16 protein-coding genes, 3 tRNA genes and 1 pseudogene are annotated in these 21606 nt (G+C 57.1%); 8 read left to right on the forward strand and 12 right to left on the reverse strand.

Annotated elements, in window-relative coordinates:
* Positions 1-48: 48 nt before the first annotated feature.
* A complete protein-coding gene (gene serC, locus SHEL_RS13895) occupies positions 49-1131 on the reverse strand; it encodes a 3-phosphoserine/phosphohydroxythreonine transaminase (protein ID WP_012799908.1) in 1083 nt (360 codons plus the stop codon).
* Between the two features lie 518 nt (positions 1132-1649).
* Between serC and hcp the strand changes: the two genes are divergently transcribed.
* The 5 genes from hcp (at position 1650) to SHEL_RS13925 (ending at position 7443) form a co-directional block, all read left to right on the forward strand.
* Positions 1650-3227: a hydroxylamine reductase gene (gene hcp, locus SHEL_RS13900; protein ID WP_012799909.1), complete on the forward strand. Its 1578-nt coding sequence runs from the start codon at positions 1650-1652 to the stop codon at positions 3225-3227.
* Positions 3228-3538: 311 nt separating this feature from the next.
* Positions 3539-4321 carry a hypothetical protein gene (locus SHEL_RS13905; RefSeq protein ID WP_126513847.1) on the forward strand — a complete coding sequence of 261 codons (783 nt, stop codon included), beginning with the start codon at positions 3539-3541 and terminating at the stop codon, positions 4319-4321.
* Between the two features lie 340 nt (positions 4322-4661).
* The gene (locus SHEL_RS14645) at positions 4662-5279 is read left to right on the forward strand and encodes a TetR/AcrR family transcriptional regulator (protein ID WP_012799912.1); all 618 of its coding nucleotides are present in this window, start codon (positions 4662-4664) and stop codon (positions 5277-5279) included.
* Positions 5280-5370: 91 nt separating this feature from the next.
* Positions 5371-5943 (forward strand): MptD family putative ECF transporter S component, encoded by a 573-nt coding sequence (locus tag SHEL_RS13915; RefSeq protein WP_012799913.1) that lies wholly within the window; start codon positions 5371-5373, stop codon positions 5941-5943.
* Positions 5944-6345: 402 nt separating this feature from the next.
* A complete protein-coding gene (locus SHEL_RS13925; protein ID WP_012799915.1) occupies positions 6346-7443 on the forward strand; it encodes a PD-(D/E)XK nuclease family transposase in 1098 nt (365 codons plus the stop codon).
* Positions 7444-7643: 200 nt separating this feature from the next.
* Here the strand turns inward: SHEL_RS13925 and SHEL_RS13930 are convergent, their stop codons facing one another.
* Both SHEL_RS13930 and SHEL_RS15710 read right to left on the reverse strand, forming a co-directional pair.
* Positions 7644-9392 carry an ABC transporter ATP-binding protein gene (locus SHEL_RS13930; protein ID WP_012799916.1) on the reverse strand — a complete coding sequence of 583 codons (1749 nt, stop codon included), beginning with the start codon at positions 9390-9392 and terminating at the stop codon, positions 7644-7646.
* A pseudogene (locus tag SHEL_RS15710) lies at positions 9389-9787 on the reverse strand (hypothetical protein); the annotation flags it as partial. The gene SHEL_RS13930 and the pseudogene SHEL_RS15710, both read right to left, overlap by 4 nt.
* A gap of 36 nt (positions 9788-9823) precedes the next feature.
* Here SHEL_RS15710 and SHEL_RS15860 point away from each other — a divergent pair.
* The gene (locus SHEL_RS15860; RefSeq protein ID WP_420542169.1) at positions 9824-10027 is read left to right on the forward strand and encodes a hypothetical protein; all 204 of its coding nucleotides are present in this window, start codon (positions 9824-9826) and stop codon (positions 10025-10027) included.
* Between the two features lie 377 nt (positions 10028-10404).
* Complete coding sequence (locus SHEL_RS13940) at positions 10405-10665, forward strand: hypothetical protein (RefSeq protein WP_012799917.1); 261 nt, start codon at positions 10405-10407, stop codon at positions 10663-10665.
* Between the two features lie 378 nt (positions 10666-11043).
* Here SHEL_RS13940 and SHEL_RS13945 read toward each other — a convergent pair.
* Together SHEL_RS13945 and SHEL_RS13950 are read right to left on the reverse strand one after the other, a co-directional pair.
* Positions 11044-11119, reverse strand: a tRNA-Ala gene (locus SHEL_RS13945).
* 59 nt (positions 11120-11178) lie between these two features.
* A tRNA-Ile gene (locus SHEL_RS13950) sits at positions 11179-11255 on the reverse strand.
* 217 nt (positions 11256-11472) lie between these two features.
* Between SHEL_RS13950 and SHEL_RS13955 the strand changes: the two genes are divergently transcribed.
* Positions 11473-13152, forward strand: coding sequence for a KAP family P-loop NTPase fold protein (locus SHEL_RS13955; RefSeq protein ID WP_050749604.1), 1680 nt, complete (start codon positions 11473-11475; stop codon positions 13150-13152).
* Positions 13153-13254: 102 nt separating this feature from the next.
* Here SHEL_RS13955 and SHEL_RS13960 read toward each other — a convergent pair whose 3' ends face one another.
* The 7 genes from SHEL_RS13960 to SHEL_RS13990 form a co-directional block, all read right to left on the reverse strand.
* Positions 13255-13839 carry a hypothetical protein gene (locus SHEL_RS13960; RefSeq protein ID WP_012799919.1) on the reverse strand — a complete coding sequence of 195 codons (585 nt, stop codon included), beginning with the start codon at positions 13837-13839 and terminating at the stop codon, positions 13255-13257.
* A 75-nt stretch (positions 13840-13914) separates the two neighbouring features.
* Positions 13915-15252, reverse strand: coding sequence for a VirD4-like conjugal transfer protein, CD1115 family (locus SHEL_RS13965; protein WP_012799920.1), 1338 nt, complete (start codon positions 15250-15252; stop codon positions 13915-13917).
* A gap of 70 nt (positions 15253-15322) precedes the next feature.
* Positions 15323-15916, reverse strand: a complete 594-nt coding sequence (locus SHEL_RS13970; RefSeq protein WP_012799921.1) for a ClpP family protease — start codon at positions 15914-15916, stop codon at positions 15323-15325.
* A gap of 721 nt (positions 15917-16637) precedes the next feature.
* Positions 16638-16712, reverse strand: a tRNA-Gly gene (locus SHEL_RS13975).
* A 187-nt stretch (positions 16713-16899) separates the two neighbouring features.
* Positions 16900-17052 (reverse strand): DUF5679 domain-containing protein, encoded by a 153-nt coding sequence (locus SHEL_RS15165; protein WP_050749678.1) that lies wholly within the window; start codon positions 17050-17052, stop codon positions 16900-16902.
* Positions 17053-17295: 243 nt separating this feature from the next.
* Positions 17296-20259 (reverse strand): hypothetical protein, encoded by a 2964-nt coding sequence (locus SHEL_RS15170; protein WP_012799923.1) that lies wholly within the window; start codon positions 20257-20259, stop codon positions 17296-17298.
* 54 nt (positions 20260-20313) lie between these two features.
* Positions 20314-21570: a hypothetical protein gene (locus SHEL_RS13990; RefSeq protein ID WP_012799924.1), complete on the reverse strand. Its 1257-nt coding sequence runs from the start codon at positions 21568-21570 to the stop codon at positions 20314-20316.
* Positions 21571-21606: the final 36 nt, after the last annotated feature.

Genomic DNA, 21606 nt, shown 5'->3' on the forward strand with positions numbered 1-21606 from the left:
AATGGGACAAAGGGGACTGTCCCCTTTGTCCCACGCACGAGCTGGTAACTAGGCGTTTTCGGCTTCGAACTTCTTCATGAACTCGACCAGAGCTTCGACGCCGGCCTTGGGCATGGCGTTGTAGATGCTGGCGCGCATGCCGCCGACGCTGCGGTGGCCCTTGATGTTCTCAAGGCCGGCAGCCTTGGCCTCGGCCACGAACTTGGCATCCAGGTCCTTGTCGCCGGTGACGAACGGGATGTTCATGAGGGAGCGGTCTTCCTTGGCGGCGGTTGCCTTGAAGAGTTTGCTCTGGTCCAGATAGTCGTACAGGAGCTGGGCCTTCTCGACGTTGCGCCGCTTGGCGCCCTCGAGACCGCCGTTCGCCTTCAACCACTTGAACACGAGGCCGCAAATGTAGATGCCCCAGCACGGAGGCGTGTTGTACAGGCTTTTCGCGTCGGCCTGGGTCTTGTACTGAAGCATGGTGGGAACGTTCGGCAGCTCTTCTTCGGGGATGAGGTCCTCGCGGATGATGACGATAGCCACGCCGGCGGGGCCTACGTTCTTCTGGACGCCGCCGAAGATGACGCCGTAGTCTTCAACGTTGACGGGCTCGCTCAGGAAGCAGGACGAAACGTCCGCGACCAGCGGTTTGCCTTTGGTGTCGGGAAGTTTGTGGTACTTGGTGCCGTAAATGGTCTCGTTCTCGCAGATGTAGACGTAGTCGGCGTCGTCGTCGATTTCCAGAGCGTCCACGTCGGGAATGTAAGAGAAGGTTTTGTCCTCGGAGCTGGCGATGCAGCGGGCGTCGCCGAACTTCTTGGCCTCCTTCCAAGCCTTCTTCGACCAGGAGCCGCTGACGATGTAGTCGGCCACGCCGGTCTTCATCAGGTTCAACGGAACCTGGGCGAACTGCATGCTGCCGCCGCCCTGCAGGAACAGGACGCGGTAGTTGTCAGGAATGCCCATGAGGTCACGCAGATCCTGCTCCGCCTCGGTGATGATTTCCTCAAACATCTTTGAACGGTGGCTCATCTCCATGACTGACATGCCGCAGCCCTTGTAATCAAGCATATCATTTGCAGCTGCTTGCAGAACCTCCTCAGGCAGCACAGCGGGGCCGGCCGAGAAATTGTAAACTCTGCCCATATCGATGACCTCCTTTTCGTTATTCGTTGTTTATCGATACGCAGTCGTCATCCGTCAGGGGGTGACTAAGTTGGCATTATAGTCCAATTCCTACCAATTTGGTCTACTTTATTGGGTCAAAGTGATTTTTTTCACAAGCGGTTCTTATCGCCGCCTTAAAACCGCAGTTCCACCTGTGGCAAGACCTGTCCGAAGCCGGCTCGAACGTCCGTTCACGAAACTCAGGAAGGGGCCCTCGGTTCCGAAGAGCCTGGCGCGTTAAGGTGTTGGCTCCATATTGGGCATACGCCGGCCATGGCAAAACAGGAGTCACCCCCACTACCTGGCACGCACGAATCGCGGATGGAACCCGACGGTTCCTGGTCGTGCAGAATAACAGTAACGTGGTTATAACCACATACTTCCGCCTGCGCGCTCCCTATGATTCCTATTGTGGGTCGAAGAGCGCGGCTGAAAAACGATTCGCGGCCGCTCGCGACCCTATCTATATATTGGTTACTTGAAGGGGGACCGTACCTATGGAGAACATGTTCTGCTTCCAATGCGAACAGACCGCCGGCTGCACCGCCTGCACCGGAAAGGCGGGCGTCTGCGGCAAGACCGCCGAAGTCGCCATCGATCAGGACGAGCTGACCGGTGCGCTCATCGGATTGGCTGCCACGTGCAAAGCCGCCGGCACGCAAACCGCAACCGCGACGAAACTCCTGGTGGACGGACTGTTCGCCACTGTGACAAATGTGAACTTCGACGGCGCCTCCATCGATTCGCTCATTGAGCGCGTCCATGCTGAAACCGCCGCCATCGCGCAAGCCGAAGGCATCGAGGCCGCTGCGGACTACCCGCTTGCCGAGCTGTGGTCCGCCGACGAGGACATCCGCTCTCTCAAGTCGCTCATCCTGTTCGGCCTGCGCGGCATGGCGGCCTACGCCTATCACGCGCGCGTGCTCGGCCGCACCGATGCAGCCGTCGATGCGTTCTTCGTCGAAGCCCTGGCGGCCCTGGTCCAGCCGGGCACCATGGACGACCTGCTGCCCCTGGTGTTGAAGGTAGGCGAAGTCAACCTGACCTGCATGGGCATGCTGGACGCCGCCAACACCGAAACCTTCGGCACGCCCGAACCCACCGAGGTCACCCTCAACGTCGAGGCCGGCCCGTTCATCGTGATCACCGGCCACGACCTGTACGACCTGAAGCTGCTGCTTGAGCAGACCGAGGGCAAGGGCATCAACGTGTACACCCACGGCGAGATGCTGCCGGCCCACGCCTACCCCGAACTGAAGAAGTTCTCCCACCTCAAGGGCAACTTCGGAACCGCCTGGCAGAACCAGAAGCGCGAGTTCGACAACCTGCCGGCCCCCGTCCTGTTCACCACCAACTGTCTGATGCCGCCCAAGGACAGCTACGCCGACCGCGTGTTCACCACCGAGATGGTGGAATACCCCGGCACCGTCCACATCGGCGAGGACAAAGACTTCACGCCGGTCATCGAGAAGGCCCTGGAGCTGGGAGGATTCTCCGAGGAGCAGCATTTCACGGGCATCAACGGCGGCGACCACGTCCTTACCGGGTTCGCGCAGGGCACGGTTCTCGGCGTGGCCGACACGGTTGTCGACGCCGTCAAGTCGGGTGCCATCAAGCATTTCTTCCTGGTGGGCGGATGCGACGGCGCACGCCCGGGCCGCAACTACTTCACAGACTTCGTGAAGGCCACTCCCGATGACACCGTCGTGCTGACGTTGGCCTGCGGAAAGTACCGGTTCAACGACCTTGACCTGGGCACCATCGGCGGACTGCCGCGCCTGATGGACGTCGGCCAGTGCAACGACGCCTACAGCGCCATCCAGATCGCCGTGGCGTTGGCGAACGCTTTCGGCTGCGGCGTGAACGAGCTGCCGCTGTCCATGGTGCTTTCCTGGTACGAGCAGAAGGCGGTGTGCATCCTGCTCACGCTACTGTACCTGGGCATCACCAACATCAAGCTGGGCCCGACGCTGCCGGCGTTCGTGAGCCCCGCGGTGTTGGACTTCCTGGTGGAGCAGTTCCACATCGCCCCGACGACCACCGTCGAGGCCGACCTGGCCGAACTGCTCGGCTAGCAACCGCCGTCTCCCCTCCTTTTCAGATGGAAAGGGCCGGATGCAACGTCCGGCCCTTTCCATTATTAAAGAGAGAACGCATTGCCGCCGATCGGATCAAACCGATATAGAGGAAGCGTAGCACCGCAGATGTCGCGCTACCTCGGGTCTTCAGGAAACAGCAGCTCAAGCAGATGAACGCCTGTTTTGCCGCCCATGTTTATGCCTCCGTTGCAGAACTTGCAGTAGCACACCGTCCGTTCAGTTTCGATTTGACGACAATGTTGTTGGAAATGCCTGATTTGCTCTTCGTGCTCCATCGGGGTGAACATGTGCGGGAACCTCACGACATACCGCTCGTGCGCAAGAGCCGCATTGCTCTCGGTACAGGGCGCAAGCAGGTTCACGCCGCAGCCGAAAGCGTACAGGGCATCATCCAGGATGCCGTTTCCGCCCAACAAGATGCCGAAAAACCCACCGTTGAGCTGGTGGTAAACACCGTGAAGAGCCCCATTTTCGCGAACACCGTGCAGTCGAGCATGGCCGGCGCCTTGGCTGGCGCAGGCATCAACGTCGAGGTCACGAGCGTGGGCGAGGCCAGTGAAGACGCAAGCCCCCTCTCAGGCATGATCGGCGTGCAGATGGCAGTCATGCCGCTCATGGTGCTATCGCTGACAATGTCGCTCATCGCCTTCGTGGTTCTGCATGTGCAAGACACCGAGCGCACGCATGCGAGCAAGGCTCGCATGACCGGCATCCAGGTTGCGTATGCGCTGGTCGCATCACTGGTTGCCGCGCTCGCCGCCTTCGGCATCGTGTCGTGGCTCAGGGGCTTGGGCGTGCCCGCGCAGGCCATCCTGCTGCTGTGGCTCGCAAGCTTCTGCATCATGCTGGCGAACTTTGGCCTGCTCAGCATTTCTATCCCGCTCGGCGCGCTCGTTATGGTCTGTGTGTTCGCGCTCGGCATGGGCACGGCCATCCTGCCGCCCGAAATGCTGCCGACGTTCTGGGCCGACTGGGTGTACCCGTGGGGCCGCAGGTTTCCATCGGCAACGGCCTGCGCAGCATCATCTACCTGGGCAGCGGACCTTTCGATGCAGGAGTTGCTCGCCTGATTGCCTGGGGCTGCGTCGGCCTGGCCGCCCTTGCGGTCGGAGTTTTCATCCCTTCGCACAAGAAGACCGCATAAAGCGCCCCAACATAGTCGTCGTCAAAAAAGAGCTGGTCGCACGTTGCATACGGCCAGCTCTTCGGTTTATTTCCCTATGCGCTCGGTTCTGATGCTCGATTCGGGTTTTCGGCTGATACGGCAGATTCCCTCATGCATGTTCGACATGCTTTGATTGAGGCACACGTCCTGCTGTCGAGGATTGGACCCGCATCGATTCATACTTGCCAAATAAAATATTACAGCGTAATATTACGTCGCACTAAACATTCGACGAAGGCTAACCTATGGGCTACGATTTCGACAAGACGCACGAAAGCATACTGGAAAGCGCTGCGCGGCATTTCTTGGACGCAGGGTTTGCCGGCGCCTCCATCCGGCAGATTTGCAGAGACGCCGGCGTGACGAACGGGGCGTTCTATGCTCATTTCGAAAGCAAGGATGACCTGTTCGCCAGCCTTGTAGAGCCAACACTGGAAGGCTTGAACAACCTGTACGGCGCCGAGGCATCCCGTTTTCGGGAAATCCACAGCACCGACGACGTGCTGGAGGCCCTTGACCTCGCATTTTCCGCTGACGAAGCCATCATTCGCTACATCTACGACCACGCCGAAGCGTTCAATCTGCTGCTAAAAGCGAACGGCGGAACCTCGTATGAGCAGCTCCCAGACAGCATCGCCGAAACGGAAAAAGAAAATACGCTCGCCTTCTTCGAACTGTGCAAGCCGTTCGTCAACAAACCGGAGAACATCTCAGGCAGCATCGCCGCACAGGCCAGCACATTCATCGTCAAGACCGTCTTCGACTGTCTGCTTTCCGGCAAATCCGAGAGCGAGGCCATTCGCGAGGCACAGCTGGCGTCGGAATTCTGCCTTGCTGGGTTGAAACAGATTTGGGGCATTTAACAGGTATTTTGAGGCTTGGTATGTGCCAGGCCTTCTTTTATACATATGAGTTAGCCACGACTAATTTTTAAGAGAAAGAGAGGAGCTTCGAATGAAACCATCATCCATCGTTCGCGTGCTGGTCGCATCCCTCGTTTATCTGGCGGTTTACCCTCTCGCCTCGTCAAGCGGTCTCATTCATCCGGCGTGCTACGCCTACGCGGGCACGGTAACCCCTTTGCTTTTCGCGTTCGTATACCTTTATGCTTCCGCCAATATGCAATGTTTCGGGGCCGCCGCAATCCCGAATGGAGTCCTCCTGGTCATCGGGCTTGTCACAGGCGAAGGGGGCCTCGGTTTTGTCGTCATCATTATCGCGCTTACTGCAATTGCCGAGGTCATTCGCGCACTTTGCGGTTATAGCACCTTGAAAGGGGTGCGGCTGAGCTTCATCCCCTTCGCGTTTTCGTTCTATGCGTACTCCGCCCACTGGTGGACAGACACCGCAGGATCGCTTGCTGCCGCCGTTGCGGAGATGCCCGCAGGCTATGCGGACACGATGGCTCCCGTCATCGACAACACGCCGATGCTGGTCGTCATGCTGATCCTTGTGATTCCTGTCGCTTTGCTAGCAATCAGGCTTGCCGAAAAGGTTCTTAAGAAGCAGGCGGCGGAGCTCGAATAGTTCGTTCGACCCTATGGCGGCCGCCGTTTTTTTGGTGGCTGCCATAGGAACCAAATCGATATTGCTAGAACTTTTATTGTTGTTTTTACACCTTATTTATCAGGCATTTTGCATATTATTCCAGGTCATCAAACGGTTGCAATACGAACATCCGTTTGTTATCATGCTTTCACGACATCGGGTCGAAGGGGCCTTCTAAAACACCCGCACCCCGTTGTCGAGTTTCGCGGCTGAGAGCCCTCCCGCCAGATAGTCGTACCATACGTGTTACAGCTCTCTAACCCACATTCCGGGGACAACCTTCCAATTTATCGAAGGGGCACGTGTGTCGCGCGACTTCTGCTGCGTTGCTGCATGCCCCGCACGTTCGGCTGCATGCATGTGGCCAGAGAGGAGCTCGCCATGAGCGAAAAGAACCGTCCGTCGTCCATCGACAAAGCCCAAGCGCATCCGTACCCGGATATGAGCTACCGGGAAGCAGAAGGCATACCCAATATTGAGCCGCTGTTCAACGATGCTTTCATTCGGATATTCGGGCGAGAAGAATCCCGCGGTATCACGCGCAGTCTCATTAATGCCGTGCTTTCGCACGCAAACATTGAACCGATCGACGAAATCGTATCAATCGAAGCCGAGCACACCTCGTTGGAAGGCAGCATCAACTGCAAAGCCCCGCGTATGGATGTAAGAATCATCGCGACGAACCGCAGGGTCATCGACTTCGAGGCGCAATGTTATCCCGAAGACATCGAAAACCGATCGCTGTTATATGCGTCGCAGCTCATGTCCGCAAATACTATGCGTGGTACCAAATTCAAGGATATTCCCCAGGTCATCGTCATCACCCTCCTCGACGACGCTGCGCTGTTCCCGGATACCTCCGAATATGTGAGCACATGCCAACTTGGCTGGCACAACGATGGCAAACAGATCCAGGCAACGGACAGGATGCTGTTCGTGCTCGTTGAACTCGAGAAAGTGCGCAAGCGGTATAATCTGCTTGATGATGAGGTTCTCGGCGACGAGCTGCTCTCGTGGCTGTACCTCCTCACATCAGGGTTCAACAAATCCGAGGAGGCGAGTGCCATCATGGATGCATTCCCCGATATCGAAGAGTTCGCGAAAATGTACGGCTATGCGCTCAACGACCCCAAGGTTGTCCGGGCTTATGCCGATTTCGAGTCTGCCGAACGCGAATACCAGTCTCGCAAGGACTATTTCGAGCGAGTCGAACGCGAAGCAAAAGAGCGCGGCTTCAAGCAGGGTCAAGAAGAAGGGCTCGAAATAGGAATCGAGCAAGGGCTTCAACAAGGTCTTGAGCAAGGTCTTCAGCAAGGTCTTCAGCAAGGTCTTCAGCAAGGTCTTCAGCAAGGTCTTCAGCAAGGCCTTCAGCGGGGACTTGAACAGGGGCTTGAGCAGAGCATCGCAGCGCTCCGGGCCGTCGGCATGGACGAAGCCGCTGACCTGCTGGAACATCAGGCTGGTACGAACAGGGCCTAGCATGTAGCATGCAACAGCCCTTACGAGCAAGAAGGCGCGGTGTTGAAAACCGAAAATCCAGATGAGAAGGACCGCAAACCCTTCACGTAATTCAGTTTTCACACATAAAGACAGCGGGTCAGAAAGTAGCTTCTGACCTGCTGTTTAACAACAGATCATAAGGGTATCAACCCTGGCCTCAGGATTGCAAACGCAGAGGGCTACCCTATACGCCACCCTTCAGCCTGCGCGCGTACCTCGACGAAGCGTCGATAAGTGCCTTCTTCGGCCACGAGCTGCGCATGTGTGCCCTTCTGCACAACGCGTCCGCCATCCACGACCAGAATCTGATCGGCATGTTCGATGGTCGCCAGGCGATGCGCGATGACAACAACCGTCTTCCCGTGCGTGAGTTCGGTTAAAGCCTGTTGCACCATACGCTCGTTCTCGGGGTCGATGGACGCTGTCGCCTCGTCCAGAATGACGATCGGCGCATCCTTCAGCAAGGCCCGCGCAATGGAGATGCGCTGACGCTCGCCGCCCGAAAGGCTCGTGCCGCCCATCTTGACTACGGTGTCGTAACCTTGCGGAAGCTCCATGATGAAGTCGTGGCACTGTGCCCGCTTGGCCGCCTCGACCACCATTTCGTGGGTTGCGCCCTCGCGGCCGAAAGCGATGTTGGCCTCGATAGTGTCGTCGAACAGGTACACGTCCTGGAACACCATCGAGAAGTTGCGCAGCAGGCTGTCGACGGTGAATTCGCGTACGTCGTGGCCGCCGATGCACACCGCGCCGGAATTCACGTCGTAGAAGCGTGCCATCAGGCTGGATAGCGTCGTCTTGCCCGAACCGCTCGGGCCGACGATAGCGGTCGTTGTGCCTTCGGGAATATCGAACGACACGTCGTGGATGACTTCGCGACCATCGTAGGAGAAGCTCACGTCGTCGAAGACGATGTCATAACGGTCCAGCTTCATGTCGCTGCCATCGTCGTCGATGAACTCGGCATGTTCGACGGCTTGGATGCGATCGAGCGAATCATTCAGGTCCGCGAACATGTGCGCAGCGTCGGAGAGTTTGATGATGGGTGTGAATATCGTCATGGAGACCAGCACGACGCCGGCGAACATCCACAGCTCCAGCTGCCCTGCGACCAGTGCCGCAGCGGCGACGGCGGGCAACACGGCCGAAGCGACCGTGAGGATGATGCGATGGACGGTCGCGGGTGCGGTAAAGCCGTACTCGATTGCGATGCGCGCTTTCTTCAACTCCTCATTCGCTGCGTGGTAAGGCGCCAGGCCTTCCTTTGTCGCTCCATAGGATTTGATGGTTCCGAGCCCCTCGTACAGCCCGATGACCGCTCCGGAAAGATGGTCGGTCGCACGTCGCGCTGCGGGGGTGAGCCGTGCGGCATTGCGGTTGATGGCCCTCAGCGTGAGCGTCGCAAGCGCAATGGCCGCAACAGAGACAACGCCCGCAAGCGGACACACGGCGAACAGCCATGCGGTAATGAGAGCTGCAGCGATGTAGCCGCCGAGGGCCGCGTCGGCCTGGCGGACAGCCTCGAGCTCGACCACGTTCAGGCTCGTCGTGACCGTGGAAAGAATGTCACCCGTCTTCACGTTTTGGAAATAGCCGAGCGAAACGCGCTTCAGAACCTCGCCGATTTCGAGTCGTGTGGCCGCACCTCGCTCGTAGCCGACGCTTTCCTGTTGCGTATCCTTAACGAACCAGGCGATTGCACGAACGATCATGCACGCTCCGATTGCACCGAGTGCCATCCAGGCTACGCTCGCATCCAGCGACTGTTGACCACGCGCGACGTCGATGAGCTGCCCGAGCACCCATGCCGCCACGAAAAGGGGCATGCAGGTGGCTGCCGCGATGAGTATCTCGATAAGGAACCCGGCAATCACGCGACCCCTCAGGTCTCCAGCCCACGAAAGGATCCTCTTGAACACAGCAATCATCGCACATCACCTCCCTTCCTATCGCTTGCAGGCGTTGCTTCGAGCAGTTTCTCTTGTCCGTCGAGCGCGTCCGCACCGTACGCATCGTTCGAGCCGGCCGCCCAGTTGGCCGCCCCGATGTGCGCCTGCCACATGTCGCGATATAAGGCGCATTCCTCCAAAAGCTGCTCATGGGTACCGCGGGCGACGATCCTCCCGTCGTCCACAACGCAGATGACATCGGCCTGCACGATCGTCGAAAGCCTGTGGGCGATAACGAGAAGCGTCTTGCCCTGCGAAAGCGAAGCCACCGATTTCTGGATGCGCGCCTCGTTTTCGGGGTCGGCGAACGCAGTTGCCTCGTCGAACACGATAATGGGAGCATCTTTCAGGATGGCGCGCGCAATGCAGATGCGTGTTTCGACGGTTTCGCCGAAAACAGCACCATTGCTATCAGCACGAACGGGTGCTTGTCAACCAATTGGGGAAAGGGGCTGCTCGTTGAAGGAACTAGGGAATTAATCATCCAGAAAAAGCCCTATGCAATAGTTGTCTGCGGAAGAGAGCTAGAAGATCTGAACAACTTGTTCGATAACGTTATCTACTATCCTTCGTACTCTCAGCGATGGCATGAGAGGAGCCGCCATGGGAAGTAGGGGGACATTTATCAAAGAGGGAGGCTTCTCCAAATATCAATGGCACTCGACGGGCTTGCTATACGGAACAAAGGTGCTGCAACGCAATGATCCGAACTCTCGGATTGGGCTACCTGACCTATCAAACACCCCAGGAACTGCTTATGTAGCCGTGAATCAAAACGGCAAGTTTCACCAGTTCAGGCAATATAATGACGACCGTATCCCAAAGCTTGATATTGATTACGGAATAGATACGCCGTTGACGGGCAAAGACAGAAGAGCCATTCATATCCACGAGTACGTTGATGGCGCTCGAGGGAAGGGTAGGTTCTTGACGGACGAAGAATATGAAAATACAAGAAATACTTCGTGGGAATCGAGAAACAATGAGGGGTATGTCACTAGAGGAATTCAAGGAGACCCTTGCCGAGGGTTGGGAGATTGATTTCACGATAGGAGAGACAAGCTATCACTATCAACGCTCGTGCCAGGACGGTGTATTCCAGCTGTATCTCACGACCGAAAGCGAAACGCTTTATGAAACGGAGACGAGCGACATGGCTGAATCTGTCGACGAACTGTTGGCGTTAGCCATCTACGACGGCAAAACCATCGATCAACTCGAAGGGGTGATAAAGGTCATTTCGTCTTCGTAATACAGGAGTCGTTCTTGCGACTATTTCAACATGGTTTGGCTCCATCATCCCAACGTTAACCGGTGCACAACGCTAGTTAACGTTGGGTGCACACCAATATGACACCGCGAAAGGACTTTTCCTTTCTTAAACGATCCCGCAGATAAGGCACAAGGGGAACCCAAACGAACAACACGGTGATCGATGATCGTGTCACTTGTGCGGTGTACCTAGGACAGAGAGTCATGCTAGGAATGCGTCCTGAAGATTCTGCAGCATTCTTAAGTGAAAACGAGATAGAACTCGAAGGGTCTCCCAGACAACGCCACCTCGCAGGGTTCGACCCCCTTCTGTTTGCCCATAAAACAACAAAAGGCCCGAAAGGCCTTTTGGAGAATTTGGTGGAGCATAGGGGGATCGAACCCCTGACCTCAGGCTTGCAAAGCCCGCGCTCTCCCAGCTGAGCTAATGCCCCGTTTTCAATAAACGCCCCACCGGCTCGTGGCTCACGATGGGGCGTTTATTAGCGGAAAGTGGTGGGCCCGAATGGATTTGAACCAGCGACCTCACGCTTATCAGGCGTGCGCTCTAACCAACTGAGCTACGGGCCCGCGAAAAACGCTTAGCTAGAATACCGCTCAGAACCCCCTTATGCAAGGATTTTGTTCTGAAGTTTTATTCGAATCACAACTTCACCACACGTGTAAGTCACAGCACAGGACCGAGAAGTCGGCAATGCAGGACCACCGTCCGAAGCGGGGCGGCTATACTGATAATACCTATGATTGGCCATGGCCCCGAACGGTCGATCGCATGCAGGAGGCGCACATGAACACGCACAGCAAATCCAAACGGAACGACAACCTCTGCGGATATCCGGATGCCCCGTCCGAAAAGGATCTGCTCGGCATCCAGAAGTACTGCAACAGCCTGGCCGAGTTCATTTCGAAATGCGAAACGCCTATGACGCTCTCCATCCAAGGCGACTGGGGGTCGGGCAAGACCACCGCGCTCAAACTGATCGCCCAGGCGTTGGAGAGCCGCTACCATGACCTGGTTCCGCAAATCGTCTGGTTCAACACCTGGCAGTACTCTGCATTAGGCCTTGGCGACAACCTGACGTTGGCCCTGATGGAAAGCCTTGCCTCGAAGCTGGGCGAAATGACGCCCATCGAACAGGACAGCGTGCTCGGCCGCATTCCAGAAGCGTTGCGTAAGGTGTGCAAAGGCGCGACCAACGGTGCTGCAGCTGTTGCGTTGTCGCTGGTAGAAGCTAATTTCGGATCGGTTGTCCTCAATTCGATGTCGGGAGCCTTCCTGGACCAAGACAGTAAAGAAAGCCCATCGAAGGTGGTCGAGAACATCAAGCCGAGCATCGCGCAGTCGATCAAGGACGCCATCGGCCAGAACAGCGGCAGACGCATTGTGGTGCTTATCGACGATCTGGACCGGCTGAACCCCCGAATCGCCGTGGAGCTGCTGGAAGGCATCAAGAACTTCCTCGACTTCGAGAACTGCGTGTTCGTGCTGGCCGTCGATGACAAGGTGGTCTACCAAGGTATCGAAAGCAAGTACGGCAAAGATTTCGGCAAGAAGAAGGAGTTCTTCGACAAGATAATCCAGCTGCCTTTCGTGCTGCCTATGGGCCAGTACCGCATCGAAACCTATCTTGAGCAGGAGTTCGGTGTGGACAAGGCACGGGTCGGCGACTACAAGAAGGCCATCACGTCGGTCACGCCCTTCCGCAACAACCCGCGCAGCATCAAACGCGTGTTCAACCTGCTGCAGCTCTACACCATCGTAGCGGGCGACGTTATAGAAACCGAACGTCAGAGGTTTTTCCTGTTCCTTATCCTGCTCATCCAGATGGGCGAACGCTACCGTGACGAAAACGCCGCAGACACCGTTACCAAGGACGGCAAGACCTACGACAAGACGTACAACGGGCTCGTGAACAGCGCGAAGAACAGCAAGGACGCTTCGGAATTCAAGAAATACATGAAGCATTGCTATCCGGATGTTCTGGAAATCGTCTCCGCGAAAGCCGACGGCGAAGATGAAGACGGGCTGGATGAATTCATCAATCTGGTGGTGCAGATCGGCAAGCTGACGAACCCTGTTCCCGCAGGAGAACCCGCCGACCTGACCTGCCCGCCGTGGGCCGAGCCGCTAAAGGCTGTGTTCGACGCGTTCGTCGCCAGCGACGCATACCAGGTGGAAGCCATCGCCGACCGGATCAACGTCAGTGACGAATCAGGTAGCGTGGTCTGTTCCATTCGCAACAAACCCAGCATCGACCAGGGCAAATCCCATATGAACATCGTCATAAAACCCGATGCCAACGGAGTCATTGCGCTGCGGGAACTTCCGAGGGAAGATGCATTGCACGGCTTCGGCGTTCGGTGGGACGGCGGTCCTGCCGACATCATGACCATATGCGACATCACCAAGAACAGCGATGTGGCCTATCTTCTGGAAACGCTGCGCGGTTTTGGGTTCAACATCTAACGCGGGCCGGAGGAATCGCAATCTAATAGAATACGCGGCTCTTGACGAAATCATGCGAGGCATTCTAGACGTTCCATCTGAGGAAACTTCGCAAAGACGAACCTAACCGACGAACTCGCCAGAGGAAGCTTTTGACTGGTTCCTGTAATACTGCAAGCGCTCTACGGCCTTGTAATAGGCCCTGTTGAACAAAGCTGGATCGTTGAACACCGCATACAGCAGGGCGTTGCAGGCAAGATGGACACCGTCCCTCGCGCGCTCGCCTTCCCAAAGCACGGCGAACTCCTCTGTTGCGTCCAAGGCCTGGGAATATTCCTCATCTGACATGTCGTCGTACAGGCCGCGTTCCGCATTGGCGGTAAACACGAGCCCAGGATTGACGAAGCCATCGCGACCGTAAGCGCCTGTCACGTCGTTAAATGACGCGATGACGCCGACCAGCTCCATCAGCGGTTCCATTCGGGGTTTGATCAGCTTGTTCGGCGCCGCGGATGCCCGCGTGCCACACCCGGAGGCGCGTGCCTTCTCCACACTTCGAACCAAATCGTCGAAGGGCACGCCTTCGGATGCTTGCGGTCCGATGCCTTTGATGAAATTCCGCAGTTGCTTCGTTTCGAAAGATTCGTCGGGTTCGGCCGTTTCGGGAAGCAGCTCCCAGGTATCCAGGCCGGTATGTTCGGATTCCATATGGCTCCTTTCTCGAGGTGGGTGGACCGACGGACGTCCACCCACACGGCTTGCAACAGATAAAACGCTATGTGGTTACGCACACAGCCGAGCGTCTTGCGCCGGATCCGCTTCGCTGGATGCATAGGCCTCGACAAGGCTGTGGTAGCGCGGATGCTCCTTCAGCTCGTAACGATGCACCTGTTTGCCGCGACGTCCGCGTTCGAAAAGCCAGGCGTGGTCGAGGGGCATGTCGAGAATGGTTTCCAGCGTGCGATGGGCTTTTTTGGCGATAAGCTCGGCGGTTTCCACATCCTGTCCGCCCAGGTACAACAGGTGGTCGCAGCCGTTCAGGATAGTGGTCGCCTGAGCGTGGGAATACATGGTTTCCAGCTGCGTGATGGATTGAAGCACGATGCTCACCGCTATGTTGCGGGACCGGATGACCGATATGATGTTGTCGAAATCGGGAATCACGCAGTTCGTGGCGAAGTCGTCCAGATACATGCGCACTGGAACCGGCAGCGCGAAACCGGGGCATTCCCTATCCGCATAGTCGCACAGCGCCTGCAGGGCCTGGGTGTAGAACAGGTTCACCATGCGGTCCATGGAGCGGTCCGTGTCGCTGACGGTAAGGAATACCGCCGTTTTCTCACGGCCTAGGGACGTGAAGTCGATGCGCTCCTTGCGGGAAAACATTTCGATTGCGGCACCGGTGGTGTACGGATCGAGCTTTTCGGAAAGGATGCCAAGAATGCTTGCGTACATTTGCGGTGCGCCAACGGTCGGACGGAAAGAGTTCCACTTGCGCGCGGTGTAGCTGTTGGGATACCGCTTGGAATTCTCGTCGAGCATCAGCTCAGTGCGACCCTGCGGATCATACGTGTGCTCGCGGGCGCTGGTGCCTTCCAGCATCTTCATCACGTATTCCAGCGTGCGCTCTTCGGGACGCAGGCGTTCGACCACACACCCGATGAAGCAGTTCAGCAGATTACGGGCGGCCAGGTCCCAAAACGGCTGGCGCTCATCTTCAAAAGGCGTAAGCGCCGCACTGATTTTCTGAATATCCTGTTCATTCGGACGTTTGGTCTTCTTGTCGTAGCGGACGTAGTCCAGCGGGTTGTAGCCGCAGTTGCTACCTTCGTTGGTGAAGTCGATGTTGATGACGCGGTATCCAGCCGCGGACAAGGCCGGCCCCACCTCGCAAAGCAAGCTGCCTTTGGTGTCGGTCACGATGATGGATTCCGTCATCTGGAGCAGATTGGGCTTCACGTAGTAGCGGGTCTTGCCGGAACCGGTGGGCCCGACAATCAGGTCGTTGTTGTTCAGGTGCGTGGCGCGGGTGTCGTTGGACACGGTTTCGCCTTGGGCGAGAATGCGCTCGCCGAAAGATTGGGCCGGCCGATTGGCGGAGGCTTCGATATGTTTGATCATGCGAGATCCTTTCTCTAACCGATTGGGAAAGTTCAGGTAATTGCGCCAGGGTTAAAGGCGCCCCTCTCGGTTAGAAGGTCCTGATGACGCGGTCAGCCAAGCCGTATGCCACCGCCTCTTCCGCCTCGAAATACGCATCGTGAGCGGTGGTTTCCAACACCTCGTCGATGGTTTTGCCCGTGTGCTCGGCTATGATCTCAGCCGTGATGTCGCGGGTGCGCATGAGGTTGTCGGCAATGGTTTTTACCTCCAGGGCGCTACCGCTTACGCCACCTTGTAGGAGCGGATCGTGAATCATCACGCGGGAATGCGGCAGCATGTCGCGCTGGTCGCCGGAGATGAAGAGCAACGCGGCCATGCTGCCCGCCATCCCCAAGCAGACGGTGCGGACGGGACAGCTCACGGCGCGCATCGTGTCGTAAATGGCCAGTCCGCTTTGCACCTCGCCGCCAGGACTGTTGAAGAAGATGGTGATTTCGGCGGCGGGGTCTTCTTTCTGCAGGTAGCGAAGCTGGAGGCACAGCGAGTCAGTCTGGGCTGCGTCGATGGGGCCGATGCAGGCGATTTCGCGGTCGGCCAACATCTTGTCGACGATGCGGAAGGTGTCGTAGCCGCGGTTGGACTCCTTGATGATGTTAGGCGTATCGGCTGACGAGATGTTCATATTCGGTTCCTTGTCTCTCGTTCGAGGTCTTCGTTCGTCGCTGGGGTTCGTTTCGTTATGGATTAAGCTTCTGATCAGGAGATACATGCTGTTGCTTGGATAACGCGCCAAGCGAATCGGTGCGAACGTCACCATGTTCGGGCTCCGCACTGCACCTCATACGTTCGCGTCTTAGGTGCGGAAGACATGCCGGGGTAAGGTTCATGGCAACCGCATCGGATCGGTTCCGATTCGTGCCGGACCCTCCCCTTCAAGGGCGCAGCAACCGGTTGCCCTGTATTCAGTTTTCAAGATGCAAACCCACAGGGGCACAACAGCGGCGCAAGCCGTAGACCAGCAATCGGCCACACGAATCACGCTGCCGCAAGGGGCATGAGAGCGCACGAATGCACTGCTCTCATCCTCCACTATGCAATTGTTTAGAACTGAGGCGAATAAAACGTGTCTCGAAAGTTGTAGATACGATTTAACAAGGAGCCCTATTGAAAGGGCTTCAACGGGTGGAGTGAGGATACTCCCCTCATCCGGCTTCGTCTGTCCCTAAACATGGTCTACATATTTTCTACACATTTAGCAAGAGACAGTCGTCGGGATGTCCGAATGTGTCAGTAGGGACGTTTACTACTGTCACATAAAAATCGGAAGCATTGTGTCAATTGGAAACGTCCCTACTGACACAAAAAGAGCGGCCTCCGTTGATGGAGACCGCTCTGATTCACGATGGAGCGGGTGACGGGACTCGAACCCGCGAATGCGAGCTTGGGAAGCTCGTGCCTTACCACTTGGCGACACCCGCGTAAGTCAGAATCTTAGCACAGTTACCGTAGTCCGGAAGGTTTTCATTCGGGTTTGCCTCCCCCACACACGATAAACCCAGAGTAAACAACAACCAAGATCGTGCTGGCACCTACGAGACGCACGTTGCGTTCCATATAAAGAAACCCGCATGGCGCGGGTTTCAAAATCAACGTGCTTGAGCGGCGCTACTTCTTGATAGCGCCGATACGACAAATGGTGGTACCGCAGTCAGGGCAGGTGCCCTTCGTGATAGGCTTGCCGTTCTTTGTAGTGCTCTCGACCGGATTCTGCATCTCCTTCTTGGTCTTGCACTTCACGCAGTACGCTTCAATGGCCATCTTGGTTGCCTCCATATCTCTTTCTGACATGTGCGGTTGCGGCCTTGGGCCGTTACTGTTTGCTTATGATACCCCATCCATCAGCATTATTATGGTAACGGTTAAGTTTGTGTAGAAAATAGCTCCGTTTTATTAATCTATATATTTCTATAAATACTTTCACCTGCTATTTCACAACTATACATTGTACGGATACAAAAGGGTGCCCGTAGGCACCCTTTATAAAACGGTTGTCATCTCGAACTAGACGTTCTTCAGAACCTCAATGACGAAGTTGGCGCTTTCCTCCAGCTTCTGGGGATTCACGCCTTCAAGCGTGTCGCCTGCTTCGCCCAGGCCAGCCGGCTTGTCGCCATCCATACCAACCAAGGTGATGGCAGGAAGGTTATGCTTCAAGGCATAGCTCGCAGCGGATTCACGCCAATCAATCTTGGCGGAATGCACATTCACTCCCGTACGCTGTGCGGCCTGGCGAACGAACCGTTTCACGCGGCTCGCAGCGGGACGCTGGAAGATTTCGCCTTCGCTCTCAAGATAGCAGGTGTCGCCGTCGCCCAACGCCTCGAGGTTCACAACAATGGCGCCACGCATATCATCGGCATGTTCGGCCATAAAGGCTTTGATGCCGGCTTGGTCGCTGCCCTGCGAGCCCAGAGCCACGAACCACACCTCGGTGGTCACCTGGTCTGCGCCCGCAAAGGCATATACCTGATCGGCAGTTTCGTCCATATGCAGCGGCAGGCCCTCGAAAGGCGAAGCGATGCTCTTACGCACGTGGCGGTCCTGGCCACCCACGGTGCGGTCTTCGCCGCCGCCAGACAGACGGTCGCGAATGCCGTCGAACGCACCGCCGAGCCACTCATCATCATCCTCGCGGAAGCTTTCCCAACCGCCACGCTCCTTACCGACCTTGCGTGCGTCGAAATCATCGTCGACGCCCAACCAGTCATGCGCGGATTCTTCTTCTTTCTTGTCCTTGCGGCGGAAGCGGTTGAAGAAACGGCCCAAGCGAGACTGAGGCATATCGACGTAGCCCTTGCCTGCGAAGGCACCGGTCTCGGTGAATTCCTCGTCGAAGATGGAGTCGTCGGCATCGTCGATAAAGATGTCATCAGGGTCAACATCGGCAAGCAGCTCATCACCGACCGACGTTGCGGCACCCGTAGCTGCAATGGCCGAGAACGAACCTGTCAGGCTGACATTCGTGTTCGTCTGGCCAGACGACTCGTCCTTGTCGGGGTCATCTTCGATGGAAGGCAACGTGGTCGCCAACAGCTTCTTGGCGGCTTCTTTACCCTGCTGCTCGTTGACTTCGGCCAGCGGCGCGCGCTGCTGCAGCTGGGCCGGATCGATCGCTTCGGTCTTCCCGCCGTAAGAAATGGACGGAATATCGAAGGTGCGGGCCGTATCGGCACGGGCCGCATCGGCGTTGATGGGGGGCATCATGATCGTGGCCTGAGCCTCGGTGCTATCGACCAGAATACGGTCCTTGGTACGCTTGTCAGCCTGGGTCAAGAATGGCAGAGGCTGCGTGACGGCCTTCGACGAGTCAATTTCAGGTTCAGGTTCGGGTTCGGGTTCCGGTTCCGGCTCGGGCTCGGGTTCAGGTTCCGGCTCAGGCTCGGGTTCAGGTTCAGGTTCGGTATCCGACATGACAACCGGCTCAAACTCAGGTTCCACCACAGGTTCTGGTTCGGGTTCAGGTGCCGGCTCAGCAACAGACTCGATCACAGGCTCAACTGCGGCCGGCTGTTCTTCAACCACAACAGGCTCAGCAACAGCTTCGACCTCGGCAACCGGTTCGGGCGCGGGCTCGGGCTCCGGCTCGGGCGCGGCAACCGCAGAGGCTTCGGCAGCTGCGCCAAATGCAGCTGCGGGAACCGTCGGATAGTCGGCATAGCGGGAACGCTGCGTGGTTTCAGGAGCGGCTTGCTCGTCTTTGCGGGCGCGCTGCATGGCCTTCTTGTACCACGCGGGAACGTTCGCATCGTCTTCTACAACCTCAGGCTCGACCACCGGTTCGGCTGCGGGCTCTTCGGCAGAAACGCCCTCTGCAGAAGCTTCCTTCACCACAGGCGCAGACTCGGCAGGCTGCGCAACCGGAGCGGGAGCGGGCTGAACAGGAGCCACGGCATCAAGAGCGGTTTCCTTGTCGATCATATCCTCGACGCTGCCGGCGTCCACGGCGGAACGAAGCTCCTCGAATGTTTCCTGTGAAACAGGAGCGAAAGCTGTGGTAGAACCAGCGGCTGCGGCCTGGGCAGCACTCAGCTGTTCATCCATGTTGTCGCGGTCGACGCGGACCAGGTTGCCCGCGATGTCATACATGGGCTGCTGGGCATCCTTCACGTACGCATCGGGATCGTCGTCCTCATACACGATGGTGGCATCCTGCGGAATAAGCCCCTCGTCGCGAAGGGTGTCCTCGTCATGGGTGATGCCGCGCTGCTCGGTAACGGCCGTGTCGGTCTGGCCTTCGCTCAGGCGTCGGGCAACTTCAAGCAGAACCGCAACGCCGGCCGCATTGTCGTTGGCGGCGTCATTGTAAGGAGCAAACTTCTCAACAACCAGGAAAACAAGCGAAATGGCGATGCAGAGCAAGAAGATGCCTTCGAACACATCGGCGACACCGGCTGCAGTGCCGGTAAGACCGTGGATGAAGAAGGCGCGAATCAGCATGAACACAGGAACAGCGATCATCGACACGGCTGTGGCCTGTTGCAACGGCTTCAGGAAACGGATGACGCCACGGTTGTAATCAAGACGCACTTTGCCGCTGTCGTAGTTAGCCGTAAGAATGACTTTGCGGCGGCGCGTGCCAGCGGCGTTTTCCCTACGCGGCGGATCGTACTTCGCTACCACGTTCTGGCTGACGCCCTTCTTGAAGAACCTCGACAGCACAGGGATGTCGAACATCTCCAAAAAATAGAGAGCCGACGATGCAAGAGCCAGAATCGCAGCAACCAGCTCGGCACGTGAAACAATCATGGCCACGATGGCGGCAACGATCGTCACGCCAAAGCAGATCATCTTGTAGGCGTTGGCCTCGATGCTCGCGCTAAAATCTTCAAGATTGACGGAAAGATGTGCGTCCTTCTGCAGGCGCTCGACAATATACAGCGCGCCTTGCTGCTCTTCCTCCGTACCGTAGGGACGGGGACCGATTTCATCGGCCAGGTACGCTACATGATCAATAGGGTTGCTCATAATGGTTGCCTTACGTTTGCTTCGTTTCTTGCTACAGTTGCGCCTAGTATACACCTAATCTGTCTGCGCCGATGCACCGAGGTACTCCCTCAAAAACTCATCGGATGCAGCAGCGGACGAACGGGCGTTGTAATAAGCGTTGCGAGGTTCTTCCATCTCCTCGTCATACGCGTCCAATATCAGGTCTTTTGGATCTTCGGGAATACTCTTCAGCAGCTCAAGCGCCTCTGCGTCGGCCTGGTTGTACAGTTTGTTCTGCTCGTCGGCGGTGGATTTGTCTTGAATGTATATGGCTGCATCGCTGGCCAGCGCATACTCGTTTTCTTCAATCCTCTTATATATGTAAGACTCGATGGCGTCCAACCCGTCCACGTCGTAGATGTCCCGCACCGCCGACAGCTGGTCGAGCGCCGTGTTGAAGGTACTGATGGCCTCGTAGGTCAGCTGTTCGGATTGCTCGGTGTTCTCGGGTGTGGAATCCGCCACCAGTGTGGCGGATTGTTTCATGGTCTCTTCGCCGGCAAGCACCGTGGCCCAGCATTCATCCAACGCCTCCATGGCCTGAACGGTCCGGATGTCCGCTTTCAGGATGATTCCGCCGTATTCGAACATCTCCAGTCGGGCCTGGGCAGCCTTCTCCACCTGGCCGGCGGCTTCCTTATCCTCGGAGTCCCACATGTTTATATCGGCGTCCGTCGCAAAGCTAAGCGCCGCGTTTACGTGCGTTTCCGCAGTTGGGATGCTGTTTATAATGGTTTGCAGATCATCGACGGATTCAATGTCCACTTTACTGGCAATGGCCTCGTCCATACCCACCACCGTGGCGTCGGCGGCTTCGAGTTCATCCATACTGGTGGACAGCAGGTCAAGGTTACGGACATGCTGGTCGTACATGCTCTGCACATACAGAAAACCTGAGCCAGCCACAAGGGCCGCAACCGCCAGAATCGCAACAGAGATGATAGCCGTGCGTATGTGGCGACGGCGTTTGCGCCGGGCTATTTCATTTGACAGCGCGGCTGCAGACGAAGCTGCGGCCCCTCCCCTACCGCTGGACAGGTTCAACGTGCGCGAATCGGCAACTGGCGAAGAGGCCTTCTTCTTTCCGCTGTTCAAGCTCTGGGCGTCTCCAGGCACGGTGAACACCTCAACGCCCGAACCCAGGCTGTCGCTGGGAAGAATCGTCCGAGGCGAGGCCCCTTTCTCGCTCGCCTGGCTCGATCGCTCTTCCAGAATGGACAGTGAAAGCTCGTTGGACGTGCCCTTCGTGCTACCTTTCACATGAAGCCCGCCGAACACGTCCTTCGACATGCTGTTCTTTTTAGAAAATATTCCCATGCAAGCCGA

Origin of the sequence: Slackia heliotrinireducens DSM 20476 (genome assembly GCF_000023885.1) — a bacterium.
In the GTDB taxonomy this organism is placed as follows: Bacteria; Actinomycetota; Coriobacteriia; order Coriobacteriales; family Eggerthellaceae; genus Slackia; species Slackia heliotrinireducens.